General features: G+C 45.0%; 14 protein-coding genes and 1 pseudogene. 13 read left to right on the plus strand and 2 right to left on the minus strand.

The features are described 5' to 3' along the window. Nucleotides 1-262: 262 nt before the first annotated feature. From QWZ07_RS22095 to QWZ07_RS22140, 10 genes and pseudogenes are all read left to right on the plus strand, one after another. Nucleotides 263-1,012 (plus strand): amino acid ABC transporter substrate-binding protein, encoded by a 750-nt coding sequence (locus QWZ07_RS22095; protein WP_065104230.1) that lies wholly within the window; start codon nt 263-265, stop codon nt 1,010-1,012. A 129-nt stretch (nt 1,013-1,141) separates the two neighbouring features. Then, nucleotides 1,142-1,813: an amino acid ABC transporter permease gene (locus tag QWZ07_RS22100; protein ID WP_004735796.1), complete on the plus strand. Its 672-nt coding sequence runs from the start codon at nt 1,142-1,144 to the stop codon at nt 1,811-1,813. Then, the gene (locus QWZ07_RS22105; RefSeq protein ID WP_017111750.1) at nt 1,810-2,547 is read left to right on the plus strand and encodes an amino acid ABC transporter ATP-binding protein; all 738 of its coding nucleotides are present in this window, start codon (nt 1,810-1,812) and stop codon (nt 2,545-2,547) included. The genes QWZ07_RS22100 and QWZ07_RS22105 overlap by 4 nt, the downstream gene beginning before the upstream one ends. Before the next feature lie 206 nt (nt 2,548-2,753). Next, nucleotides 2,754-2,888 (plus strand): 50S ribosomal protein L34, encoded by a 135-nt coding sequence (gene rpmH, locus QWZ07_RS22110; protein ID WP_004735800.1) that lies wholly within the window; start codon nt 2,754-2,756, stop codon nt 2,886-2,888. 45 nt (nt 2,889-2,933) lie between these two features. Continuing rightward, nucleotides 2,934-3,257, plus strand: a complete 324-nt coding sequence (gene rnpA, locus QWZ07_RS22115) for a ribonuclease P protein component (protein WP_017055478.1) — start codon at nt 2,934-2,936, stop codon at nt 3,255-3,257. Further along, on the plus strand, nt 3,224-3,481 hold the full coding sequence (gene yidD, locus QWZ07_RS22120; RefSeq protein WP_004735802.1) for a membrane protein insertion efficiency factor YidD: 258 nt from the start codon (nt 3,224-3,226) through the stop codon (nt 3,479-3,481). Before rnpA ends, yidD begins: the two co-directional genes overlap by 34 nt. Before the next feature lie 2 nt (nt 3,482-3,483). Next, nucleotides 3,484-5,103, plus strand: a complete 1,620-nt coding sequence (yidC, locus tag QWZ07_RS22125; RefSeq protein WP_065104229.1) for a membrane protein insertase YidC — start codon at nt 3,484-3,486, stop codon at nt 5,101-5,103. Between the two features lie 130 nt (nt 5,104-5,233). Next, entirely contained in the window at nt 5,234-6,595 is a 1,362-nt protein-coding gene (mnmE, locus tag QWZ07_RS22130; RefSeq protein WP_029223656.1) for a tRNA uridine-5-carboxymethylaminomethyl(34) synthesis GTPase MnmE, read from the plus strand. 48 nt (nt 6,596-6,643) lie between these two features. Then, nucleotides 6,644-7,078, plus strand: a complete 435-nt coding sequence (gene mioC, locus QWZ07_RS22135; protein ID WP_017111747.1) for an FMN-binding protein MioC — start codon at nt 6,644-6,646, stop codon at nt 7,076-7,078. 480 nt (nt 7,079-7,558) lie between these two features. Further along, nucleotides 7,559-7,948, plus strand: a pseudogene (locus QWZ07_RS22140) (FAD-dependent oxidoreductase); the annotation flags it as partial. A gap of 110 nt (nt 7,949-8,058) precedes the next feature. On the opposite strand, the gene ltrA reads toward QWZ07_RS22140, so the two are convergent. Beyond that, nucleotides 8,059-9,531 carry a group II intron reverse transcriptase/maturase gene (gene ltrA, locus QWZ07_RS22145; RefSeq protein ID WP_192854744.1) on the minus strand — a complete coding sequence of 491 codons (1,473 nt, stop codon included), beginning with the start codon at nt 9,529-9,531 and terminating at the stop codon, nt 8,059-8,061. 232 nt (nt 9,532-9,763) lie between these two features. Beyond that, nucleotides 9,764-9,907, minus strand: coding sequence for a hypothetical protein (locus QWZ07_RS22150; RefSeq protein ID WP_192854745.1), 144 nt, complete (start codon nt 9,905-9,907; stop codon nt 9,764-9,766). Nucleotides 9,908-10,073: 166 nt separating this feature from the next. Between QWZ07_RS22150 and mnmG the strand changes: the two genes are divergently transcribed. Genes mnmG through QWZ07_RS22165 form a run of 3 tightly spaced genes read left to right on the plus strand, consistent with a single transcriptional unit; the run spans nt 10,074 to nt 13,032 of the window. After that, on the plus strand, nt 10,074-11,612 hold the full coding sequence (mnmG, locus tag QWZ07_RS22155; protein WP_390227739.1) for a tRNA uridine-5-carboxymethylaminomethyl(34) synthesis enzyme MnmG: 1,539 nt from the start codon (nt 10,074-10,076) through the stop codon (nt 11,610-11,612). Continuing rightward, on the plus strand, nt 11,612-12,244 hold the full coding sequence (rsmG, locus tag QWZ07_RS22160) for a 16S rRNA (guanine(527)-N(7))-methyltransferase RsmG (RefSeq protein WP_017107525.1): 633 nt from the start codon (nt 11,612-11,614) through the stop codon (nt 12,242-12,244). Before mnmG ends, rsmG begins: the two co-directional genes overlap by 1 nt. Nucleotides 12,245-12,258: 14 nt before the next feature. Further along, nucleotides 12,259-13,032: a ParA family protein gene (locus QWZ07_RS22165; RefSeq protein ID WP_017111746.1), complete on the plus strand. Its 774-nt coding sequence runs from the start codon at nt 12,259-12,261 to the stop codon at nt 13,030-13,032. The last annotated feature ends 17 nt before the right edge of the window (nt 13,033-13,049 follow it).

Consider the following 13,049-nt stretch of genomic DNA (forward strand, 5'->3'; position numbering starts at 1 on the left):
TGTTGATAAGTCAGATCACCAGCAATTGATCACAGATCCAGTGAATAAGATCCAAGTTATTCACAATAAATAGGGCAAAATTGGCTGGATCCACACATCTTGCCCCTACTTTACTCACACAACGATCCACTTATGCCCGGATCCTTGCTAGTTATCCCCAAATCGAGAATGCGATCTGGTTATGGTTAATAACATCTGGTTATTTATTCTATTGAGCAATTTCCCAGTAACATCCAACCCTATAAATATAAGGAGTTACCAAATGAATAACTGGATTAAGGCTGCAATTGCGGCTATCGCACTCTCTGCTGCTACTGTTCAAGCTGCGACTGAAGTAAAAGTCGGCATGTCTGGTCGCTACTTCCCATTCACTTTCGTGAAACAGGACCAACTGCAAGGTTTTGAAGTGGATTTATGGGATGAGATCGGTAAACGTAATGACTATAGCGTTGAATACGTGACTGCAAACTTCTCTGGTCTGTTTGGTCTTCTTGAAACGGGTCGAATCGATACGATTTCAAACCAAATTACAATTACGGATGCACGTAAAGCGAAATACCTATTCGCAGACCCATACGTAGTAGACGGCGCACAGATTACCGTTCGTAAAGGTAATGACAGCATTCAAGGCATCGAAGACCTTGATGGCAAGACGGTTGCAGTAAACCTTGGTTCAAACTTTGAGCAACTATTACGCAGCTACGATAAAGATGGCAAAATCAATGTGAAAACCTACGATACGGGTATTGAGCATGATGTTGCACTGGGCCGTGCCGATGCATTCGTTATGGATCGCCTATCAGCACTAGAGCTTATTAAGAAGACTGGTCTACCATTACAGCTAGCAGGACAACCATTCGAGACTATCGAGAATGCATGGCCTTTCGTAAACAACGACAACGGCAAAAAACTGCAAGCTGAAGTAAACCAAGCACTCGCAGCAATGCGTGAAGATGGTACGCTAGAGAGCATCTCTCAAAAATGGTTCGGTGCGGACATTACTAAGAAGTAATTACCCACTCAACGCATTCAGAGCCCACTGCTTATACAGCGGTGGGCTTTTTGCTTTTGTGTACTGATTAAAAAGCCTGATATAACAGTATTTCCAAACAATACTTCCAATAAAAATATGAGATAGATTATGGGATTTGACTTTAACTACATGCTAGGTCTGTTGCCAATACTGCTGAAGTATTTAGGCACCACTATGGAGATGGCAATTTGGGGCTTATTTTTCGCTCTGATTCTATCTTTGATACTGGCGAACATTCGTGTATTCAAAATCCCAGTACTCGATCAACTGAGCCAGCTGTATATTAGCTTCTTCCGAGGCACGCCACTGTTGGTGCAACTGTTCCTTCTATACTACGGCCTACCCCAGGTATTTCCATGGATGGTTGGACTCGATGCGTTTGGCGCGGCCGTTATCGGCTTAACCTTGCACTTTGCAGCCTACATGGCTGAAAGTATTCGTGCTGCCATAATCGGTATCGATCGTAGCCAAATGGAAGCCAGCCTCTCAGTCGGTATGACAACCAGCCAAGCGATGCGTCGAGTGATCTTGCCGCAGGCTACCCGTGTGGCACTGCCGTCTTTGATGAACTATTTCATCGACATGATCAAGTCAACTTCCCTTGCCTTCACCTTAGGTGTGGCTGAAATCATGGCCAAAGCTCAAATGGAAGCATCTTCTAGTTTCCGCTTCTTTGAGGCTTTCCTAGCGGTTGCGCTGATTTATTGGGGCGTGGTGGTTATCCTCACTCGTATTCAAATCTGGGCCGAAGTGAAACTGAATAAGGCGTATGTACGATGATCAAATTAGAAAATATCCACAAGCAGTTTGGTGACACCGAAGTTCTTAAAGGGATCGACCTAGAAATCAATCAAGGTGAGATAATTGTCATCATTGGTTCAAGTGGTACGGGTAAGTCTACACTGCTGCGCTGCGTTAACTTTCTTGAGCAAGCCGATCAAGGCAAGATTTCCATCGATGATATTAACGTTGATGTAAAAAAACACACCAAAGCCGAGGTACTCGCACTGCGTCGTAAGACCGGTTTTGTGTTCCAAAACTACGCGTTGTTTGCTCACCAAACGGCAAAGCAGAACATTGCCGAAGGTTTGATTACCGTTCGTGGTTGGAAAAAGCAGCAAGCTCATGAAAAAGCACAACAAATATTAGATGATATCGGTTTAGGTGACAGAGCAGATAGCTACCCAGCAGCGCTTTCTGGAGGGCAGCAACAACGTGTTGGTATTGGCCGAGCAATGGCCCTTCAACCGGAGCTTTTATTGTTCGATGAGCCGACTTCAGCGCTCGATCCTGAGTGGGTTGGTGAAGTACTTAACCTAATGAAAAAATTGGCAAATCAGCATCAAACCATGCTGGTGGTCACCCATGAAATGCAATTTGCTAAAGAGGTTGCAGACCGAGTGATCTTCATGGCTGATGGCCATATTGTCGAACAGGGATCTCCACAGGATATTTTTGGTAATCCACAGGATCCTAAATTACAAAAATTCTTAAATAAGGTCGGGATCGACTAAGGATCCTTGTGATTTTAGTTATTCTACGTATAATCCCCCGACCGGAATTTTAGTTAACCCAATCATTGACACTTTTTGTGACAGTGATTACAATTCCGCCTCTTTGTTGAGAGGCGTCGGTTTTCCTTTCTTATATAAAGAAGAGAAAAAATGCCCACGCCGGGTTTAACAAAAACCTAAAACTACTGATCAGTAAGGTAATTACAATGAAACGCACTTTTCAACCTACAGTTCTAAAGCGTAAGCGTACACACGGTTTCCGTGCTCGCATGGCTACTAAGAACGGTCGCGCAACAATCAATGCACGTCGTGCAAAAGGCCGTAAGCGTCTTTCTAAGTAATCTTTGATTATTTTGAATAAGCTAGCCTTCGGTCGGGAGTTACGCTTGTTAACTCCCGAACATTATCAGAATGTCTTCAAGCAAGCTCATCGAGCCGGCTCCCCTCATTTCACCATCATTGCCCGAAATAACTCTCTTTCAAATCCTCGCCTTGGATTAGCTGTTCCGAAAAAGCAGATTAAAACCGCCGTGGGTCGTAACCGATTCAAGCGTCTTACTCGTGAAAGCTTTCGTAACACTCAACACAAACTTCCTAACAAAGATTTTGTTGTAATCGCTAAAAAGAGCGCGCAAGATTTAAGCAATGAAGAAATGTTCAAGCTACTCGACAAATTATGGCTTCGCCTGTCTCGCCCTTCGCGTGGATAGCGCTAATACCCATCTATTTTTATAGATGGTTTATTAGTCCACTCATCGGCCCACGCTGCCGATTTACTCCAACCTGCTCTTTATATGCGATAGAAGCGTTGAAAGCTCACGGTTTTGTAAAAGGGTGTTGGTTATCAGGCAAACGTCTATTAAAATGCCATCCTTTGAACGAAGGGGGCTTCGACCCCGTTCCACCGGTCCAAAAACAAGACAGAGATAAATAACGATGGATTCTCAACGTAATATCCTGTTAATCGCACTGGCATTGGTTTCTTTTCTACTGTTCCAACAATGGAACGTAGCTCAGAACCCAGCACCACAAGCGGTTGAGCAGGCACAATCTGGCAGCACCCTACCAGCGCCATCTTATGCAGATGATCTAGACCCAACTCCGGGCCAAGTTGCTTCTGCAAAAACTATCACAGTAACAACTGATGTACTGACTCTGTCAATTGATACGGTTGGTGGTGATGTCGTTAAAGCAAATCTAAATGATTACTCTGCTGAGTTTGATTCTGAAGATACGTTTGTTCTTCTTAAGAACGAACCAGGTCACCAATTTATCGCACAAAGCGGTCTAGTGGGTCCTCAAGGTATCGACCTAAGCAGCACAAACCGCCCAAGCTACTCAGTTTCAGCAGACAGCTTCACGCTTGCTGATGGTCAGGATGAACTACGCATCCCGATGACTTACCAAGCGAACGGCCTTGATTACACGAAAACATTCATCCTTAAGCGTGGCAGCTACGCAATGGATGTTGAATACGATGTAGTCAACAACTCTGGTAACAACGCGACATTCGGCATGTACGCTCACCTACGTCAGAACGTAATGGATGACGGCGGTAGCTTAACAATGCCAACTTACCGTGGTGGTGCTTACTCTACGGAAGATACGCGTTACAAAAAATACAGCTTCGACGACATGCAAGATCGCAACCTGTCTCTTAACCTAGCAAATGGTCAAGGTTGGGCAGCGATGATTCAGCACTACTTTGCAAGTGCATGGATCCCACGCGACGAAGCAGGCAGCAACCTTTACACTCGTGTAATTGGTAATCTTGGCGACATTGGTGTTCGCATGCCGAACAAAACCATCGCTACTGGCGACGAAGCAAGCTTCAAAGCAACGCTTTGGGTTGGTCCTAAACTTCAAGACCAAATGGCTGCTGTAGCACCAAACCTAGACCTAGTAGTTGACTACGGTTGGTTATGGTTCATTGCTAAACCACTTCATACTCTGCTTTCGTTCATTCAAGGCATCGTTGTGAACTGGGGTCTGGCAATCATCTGTCTAACGTTTATCGTTCGTGGTGCGATGTACCCACTAACGAAAGCTCAGTACACGTCTATGGCGAAAATGCGTATGCTTCAGCCTAAGCTGACAGCAATGCGTGAGCGTATTGGCGACGACCGTCAACGCATGAGCCAAGAAATGATGGAGCTGTACAAGAAAGAGAAAGTAAACCCACTTGGTGGCTGTTTACCTATCGTCTTGCAAATGCCGATCTTCATTTCGCTATACTGGGCACTAATGGAGTCTGTTGAACTGCGTCACTCACCGTTCTTCGGTTGGATTACTGACCTTTCAGCACAAGACCCATACTACATCTTGCCACTTCTGATGGGTGCTTCAATGTTCCTAATCCAGAAGATGAGCCCGACAACTGTAACGGATCCAATGCAGCAGAAAATCATGACCTTTATGCCGGTTATGTTTACTTTCTTCTTCTTGTTCTTCCCTTCAGGTCTGGTTCTTTACTGGCTAGTATCGAACATCGTAACTCTGATTCAGCAAACGCTTATCTACCGCGCGCTGGAAAAGAAAGGCTTACACTCTAAGTAAGTTCGATAACAGAAAGAGATAAAAGAAAGGCGACCAAAAGGTCGCCTTTTTGTTTTGAGCTGATTACAATTCAGCTAATTGATTAATCGTGAACGCCCCTTTTGGCCTTCACATGCTAGCAGGCACAACTATGACTACAGATACGATTGTTGCTCAAGCGACTGCGCCAGGGCGTGGTGGCGTCGGTATTATCCGCGTTTCAGGCCCACAAGCCGCTCAAGTCGCGCTTGAAGTAACAGGCAAAGTACTAAAACCGCGCTATGCCGAGTACCTGCCTTTTAAATCTCACAATGGCACCGAACTCGACCAAGGTATTGCACTTTACTTCCCTAACCCACATTCGTTCACAGGCGAAGATGTGTTAGAGCTGCAAGGCCACGGTGGTCCTGTGGTTATGGACATGCTGATCAAACGTATCCTATCCATCTCAGGTGTACGTGCCGCGCGTCCTGGTGAATTCTCTGAGCGTGCCTTCTTGAACGACAAGATGGACTTAACGCAAGCTGAAGCGATTGCCGACTTGATTGATGCCAGCTCAGAAGAAGCGGCGAAATCTGCACTACAATCCCTGCAAGGTGAATTCTCTAAACGCATTAATACGCTGGTAGATTCTCTGATTTACTTAAGAATCTACGTTGAAGCGGCGATTGACTTCCCAGAAGAAGAAATTGATTTTCTGGCTGACGGTAAAGTAAGTACTGACTTACAAGCTATCATTGATAACCTAGAAGCTGTACGCCAAGAAGCCAATCAAGGCTCAATCATGCGTGAAGGCATGAAAGTCGTGATTGCAGGCCGCCCAAATGCGGGTAAATCAAGCCTATTGAATGCGCTGTCGGGTAAAGAGTCTGCCATTGTGACCGATATTGCGGGAACGACACGTGATGTACTGCGTGAACATATCCACATTGACGGCATGCCACTGCACATTATCGATACTGCAGGCCTGCGTGATGCCTCCGATGAAGTAGAAAAAATAGGTATTGAACGCGCTTGGGAAGAAATTGCACAAGCAGACCGCGTATTATTTATGGTAGATGGCACGACAACAACGGCAACGGACCCCAAAGAAATTTGGCCAGATTTCGTTGATCGTCTACCCAATAACATAGGTATGACGGTGATCCGCAATAAAGCGGATCAAACCAGTGAAGAGCTCGGGATCTGCCATGTAAATGATCCGACTCTCATCCGCCTATCTGCAAAAACAGGTGAAGGTGTTGATGCCCTACGTAGCCATCTTAAAGAGTGCATGGGTTTTGCTGGTGGCAACGAAGGTGGCTTTATGGCACGTCGTCGCCACTTAGATGCCTTAGAACGCGCGTCGGAACACCTTGATATTGGGCAACAGCAGCTTGAAGGCTACATGGCCGGAGAGATATTGGCGGAAGAGCTTCGAATCACCCAACAGCACCTCAATGAGATCACTGGCGAGTTCAGTTCAGATGATTTATTAGGTCGTATATTTTCTTCATTCTGTATCGGTAAATAACCATAAAGGCTGGCTTACGCTGGCCTTTTCTTTTGTAAGGACAGCTTAATGATCCACATTATTACTGGCAGCACCTTAGGTGGCGCTGAATACGTTGGCGATCACCTTAACGATCTTCTAGAGGCTCAAGGGCACGAGATCGAGCTTCATAATCAGCCTGAATACGACAATATTCCGCAGCAAGGTACTTGGTTATTGGTGACATCGACGCATGGTGCGGGTGAGTTTCCTGATAATATCCAGCCTTTGATCAAGTCATTGAATCAAGAATCTCCCGATTTAAGCGCGATTCGCTTTGCTGTGGTTGCTCTTGGTGACTCAAGCTACGACACCTTCTGTTCTGCTGGCCAGTCTGCTTATTCGCTTCTAGAAAAGCTTGGAGCTCAGCCTATTTCAGCGTGTTTTACCATCGATGTTCTTGAAACACCGGTTCCTGAGGATGCTGCAGAGGATTGGTTTAACGATCATAGTGACCAGTTTTAAGACCTCAATCTTCTAAAAAGCGGCTTATGCCGCTTTTTTTGTCTCTGAATATCGTGATTGTGAATAACTTTTTTGAAAATAAATCGAAATACATGTCATTTTTTTCAATTTTATCTGTGGATAAGATCATACATATACGGTGATTAACCTATAGTTATCCAAATAACAACTTTCTAGGTAATTTCCCCTTGTGTATAAGTAGTCATTTTGATCCCAGCTAATCCTCATCATGATCAAAGTTAGATCACATCATTTGATCCAAAAAAGATCCATGATCTTGTTGATCATTTTTGACTTATCCACAGATACCCTCGATCCTAATAATAGATCTAATAAAAGATCTCTTTAAAGATCTTATCTATATTAATAAAAAACAGCTTTCTCGAAAAATTCCAAAAACGTTTTCTCAAGCTATGAAAACAGGTAGAATATCGCTCCTTTTTATCAATCTAGAAACGTTTGAGTACCTGAGGTCGGTTCATGCTTTATCACGAAAAATTTGACGTCATCGTTGTTGGTGGTGGCCATGCAGGAACGGAAGCCGCACTCGCATCTGCACGTACTGGTCAAAGTACGTTATTACTAACTCATAATATCGATACGTTGGGACAGATGTCTTGCAACCCAGCCATTGGCGGGATCGGTAAGGGCCACTTGGTAAAAGAGGTCGATGCTATGGGTGGATTAATGGCGCAAGCTATTGATCATGCAGGTATTCAGTTCAGAACATTAAACGCATCAAAAGGCCCTGCGGTACGTGCAACTCGTGCACAAGCTGACCGCGCACTTTACAAAGCCTTTGTCCGTAATGTTCTTGAAAACACACCAAACCTAACTCTGTTCCAACAGTCGGTTGATGACTTGATCGTTGTCGAGTAGACGACACTTGTTACCAAGTGCCGCCCCTCTAAGAACCGTACGTGCAACTTTCACTGCATACGGCTCAAGCCTCCACTAAGGCATCATTGATACCCAGCAACTTATAACGCAGTCGGGACAGGTTCTTTCCAAGAGTTGCGGGCTAGCCTTTTGGGTTTTCTCTTCGCCAAGTATTCTTGGTATTGAGGATCAAAAGGGGTCGCTGCACTCCTGATTTTTACGTGTCGCTCGATGGGCACTTTCGCTATTTGGAACAGATTGAAGTGACAGTCCATGTTCATGATTTTCTGCCAACCGTGAAATTGCCACTGGCCTTTACGATTAAGAAAATACTTGTGAACAATCCAGTCTTTGGACTTAGTTGGATGACGTCTAACTGCCCAGTGCCATAGCGCTTGGAATACTTTGTGGCCGACATACCCGAATACTTGTTTGGCAACACAGTGGCGATAGTAACTCGCCCATCCTCTGAGTTTCGGATTTATCAATTTGATAAGGTCATTAACAGGGATGGTTGCGTGCTTTTTAATGAGTTCTCTTAGATTTCTCAAGAATAACAACGTGTTGGATTTACTCGGTTTAATGAGCAATTTCCCTTTGTACTTCCTATGATTGAAGCCCAGAAAGTCAAAGCCATCATCAATATGAGTGATCTTCGTTTTCTCTTCGGAGAGGGTTAACCCTCTTTCTGCCAGAAAGTCAGCAATCAACGGTTTGATATCATTCACTAGCACCTCCTTTGAAGAGCAGGTGACCACGAAATCATCCGCGTAACCGATAAAGTTGGCCCTAGCACCCTTTTTCAGGGCTGTAGATTTTATTTGTTGCTCTATTCCCGCGAGAGTTATTAGCATCAAAGTTGGAGAGATTATTCCACCTTGAGGTGTACCCTCATCGGTATCGTAGAACAGTCCCTTATCCACATAGCCAGACTTTAACCATTGCTCTAACATACGTTTATCTACCGTGATATTGTTCATAAGCCATTCATGCCCGATTTTGTCGAAGCAAGCTTTAATATCTCCCTCAAGAACCCATTTCGCTGATCGCTTTAGAGCCAAACATTTGAAGCACTGACTGACCGCGTCAGCCGTGCTGCGATTTGGCCTAAACCCATAGCTATTGAGGTCGGCAAACGTTTCGGACACAGGCTCTAATGCAAGAAGGTATAGAGCTTGTTGCGCTCTATCAATCATGCATGGAATGCCTAATGGCCTGAGCTTACCGTTCTTTTTGGGAATGTAGATACGTTTGAGTGGTTTTGCAGAGTAAGCCTTGCGACTCAGTTGATTGACTGCTTTCATACGGCGTGCATCTGTGTTCCAGATAACACCGTCTATTCCAGACGTTTTACTGCCTTTATTCTGAGAGACTCGTTTAACCGCAAGAAGCTTGGCTGAACGAGAATGAGTCAAGAGCCACTGTAAAGACTTCACCTTACCGTATTTCTTTTCTCTAGTTGCTTTTGCGATACGCATTTGAAGCTTTAATACGTGCGCTTCAACGGATTTCCAGTCGATGGACTGCCATTGAGCGCCGTCAGAAGATGCACTAATCTCTTTCGAGACCATCATTTGCTTTTCTCCTTGAATAAAGTTCTTCAAATTCTCTCGCAATGGGAGACCAGTCGGAAGTGGGCTCACTTTCGTGATCAGACATAAGTCTGTATCTGCATCATTACAATGTAGCTTTCGCTTTTTCCGACCTCCTATACCTGCATCACTATCGGCCACAAAGGCTTTCCCAAAGGGAGTGATACAGGCTTACCCTGTTCCGTATGTCGCGCAATGTCAGGTTAGATGCCCACTATAGTGCGGAGAGTGCGGCGACCACGAAAAAGTACTGTCCAACCTCTTTCCAACTCTCATTGCCTTTTGGCCACAGCGTATTAACCACTTCCGCTGCTTCATCATATAACGCACCTTGAATGGATTCACATACGTTCATCATACTGACTCCCTAGCACTTACCTGAATTGTGGTTTTCAGGAGGAACGTCCTCTCACGATTCTTTTCCCACTCAGCCCAACGGCCAAGTTTCGTTACATTGTCCGAGCCGCTGCTTTATTCAGGCTCGTAGGTTCATCTGGTGATACAGACGGTTCACTCGTTAAGCGGTGAACAACGCTTCATACGACTTCAGGTCGCACGAACAAGATCAAGTGGTGGGTGTGGTTACGCAAATGGGCCTCAAATTCCGCGCTAACGCTGTGGTCTTAACGGTAGGCACATTCCTAGGCGGTAAGATCCATATTGGTATGGAAAGTTCATCGGGTGGACGTGCGGGTGATCCACCATCGATCGCGCTTGCTGACCGTCTTCGTGATCTTCCATTTCGTGTTGATCGCCTGAAAACGGGTACACCTCCTCGCATCGATGCACGCAGCGTTGATTTTTCTGAGCTTGAGGTTCAACACGGCGATAATCCGACTCCGGTTTTCTCATTCATGGGTAACCGAGCTCAGCAGCCGCGTCAGATTCCATGTTACATCACGCACACTAACGAAAATACGCATGACGTTATTCGTGCCAATCTTGATCGCAGCCCGATGTACGCAGGTGTGATTGAAGGTATTGGCCCTCGTTACTGTCCGTCGATTGAAGACAAAGTGATGCGTTTTGCTGATAAAAACAGTCACCAAATTTTCATTGAGCCTGAAGGCCTAACGACGCACGAGTTATACCCGAATGGTATTTCAACCAGTTTGCCGTTTGATGTTCAGGTAAAAATCGTTCACTCAATGAAAGGTTTTGAGAACGCACACATCGTTCGTCCTGGCTACGCGATTGAGTACGATTTCTTTGACCCTCGCGATCTTAAACTGACTTACGAGACCAAATTTATTAAGGGTTTGTTCTTTGCGGGGCAAATCAATGGCACCACTGGTTACGAAGAAGCTGCTGCACAAGGCTTAATGGCCGGTTTGAATGCGAGTTTGTTTACGCAAGGCAAAGAGGGCTGGAGCCCACGCCGCGATCAAGCTTACATGGGTGTACTTATCGATGACTTGTCGACAATGGGTACCAAAGAACCGTACCGCATGTTTACATCTCGCGCCGAATACCGCTTGTTGCTACGTGAAGACAACGCAGATATCCGTTTGACTGAAAAGTCACGTGAACTTGGCTTGGTCGACGATGCTCGTTGGACGCGATTCAACGAGAAGATGGAAAACATGGAGAAAGAGCGTCAACGTCTTAAAGAAACATGGATTAATCCAAAATCTGAAGATATTGATCAATTGAACCAGATCCTTAAAACACCAATGTCTCGTGAAGCGAGTGGTGAAGATCTTCTTCGTCGTCCTGAAATGACTTATTCACAGCTAACGTCGTTGGATCGTTTCGGTCCCGCACTGGAAGATCAACAAGCCTCAGAGCAAGTTGAGATCCAAGTTAAGTACGATGGCTATATCCAGCGCCAACAAGATGAAATTGAAAAATCACTGCGTCATGAAAACACCAAACTGCCGGCTGACATCGATTACAGCAAGGTAAAAGGGCTTTCTAACGAAGTGGTTCTAAAACTAACTACCGCTAAACCTGACTCGATCGGTATTGCGTCGCGTATCTCTGGTATTACGCCTGCTGCAATCTCGATTTTGTTGGTTTATCTGAAAAAGCACGGCCTATTGAAAAAAGGTGAGGAAGCATAATGAGCGTATTACGCGAAAAACTGGATCACCTGATTGGCCAGACTGAACTTGAAGTATCGGAAAAACAACGTGGCCAATTAGTGGGCTACGTTGAGTTACTCAATAAATGGAACAAGGCTTATAATTTAACGTCTGTTCGTGACCCGCAAGAAATGATGGTGAAACATATCTTAGATAGCATCATTGTTAGCACTCACTTACAAGGTAAGCGCTTTATTGATGTAGGTACTGGCCCTGGTCTTCCTGGGATTCCGCTCTCAATCATGAACCCTGACTGCGAGTTTTACTTGCTCGATAGCCTAGGCAAGCGTATTCGTTTTATTAAACAAGTGATTCATGAATTGGGCATCGATAACGTTGTTCCAGTACAAAGCCGTGTTGAAGAATTTCAACCAGAAGAAAAGTTTGATGCAGTGCTCAGCCGTGCGTTTGCTTCAATGACAGACATGGTAGAGTGGTGTCATCATTTACCTAAAGAGCAATCCGGTGTATTTTTGGCTCTTAAGGGACAACATCCTAGAGACGAAATCGACCTGTTACCTGAATGGTGTTCAGTGACAGACATCAAAGCTTTGCAAGTGCCAGAGCTTGATGGAGAGCGTCATTTAGTTACTTTATCGCGTCAGGGATAATCAGCGAGGCCATAGTGGGTAGAATTGTAGCAATTGCCAACCAGAAAGGTGGCGTAGGAAAAACAACAACTTGTGTTAACTTAGCAGCATCAATGGCGGCAACTAAACGCAAGATATTGGTTGTTGACCTCGACCCTCAAGGTAATGCCACTATGGCGAGTGGTGTCGACAAATATCAGGTTGAAGCAACTGCTTACGATTTGCTAGTTGAAGACAGCCCATTTGATGAGGTAGTTTGCCGAAGTACATCTGGTAATTACGATCTCATCGCCGCAAACGGTGACGTTACGGCAGCAGAAATCAAACTGATGGAAGTCTTTGCTCGCGAAGTTCGCCTAAAGAATGCGCTGGCATCCATTCGCAGTAACTATGATTTCATCTTTATTGATTGCCCGCCGTCATTAAATCTTCTTACAATCAACGCGATGGCTGCGGCCGATTCCGTTTTGGTTCCTATGCAATGTGAATACTTTGCTTTAGAAGGTTTGACTGCATTGATGGATACCATCAGTAAACTTGCAGCTGTAGTAAACGAGGATCTGAAGATCGAAGGTCTTCTACGTACAATGTATGATCCTCGTAACCGCTTATCGAATGAAGTCTCTGATCAACTCAAAAAACACTTCGGTAATAAAGTCTACCGAACTGTGATCCCTCGTAATGTGCGTCTGGCAGAAGCGCCAAGTCATGGCAAGCCAGCAATGTACTACGACAAATATTCCGCAGGTGCTAAAGCATACCTTGCTCTTGCAGGCGAAATGTTGCGTCGTGAAGAAGTCCCAGTATAAGTCTAACCAAAGGAATT

It is taken from the genome of Vibrio lentus, from assembly GCF_030409755.1.
Lineage (GTDB): Bacteria > Pseudomonadota > Gammaproteobacteria > Enterobacterales > Vibrionaceae > Vibrio > Vibrio lentus.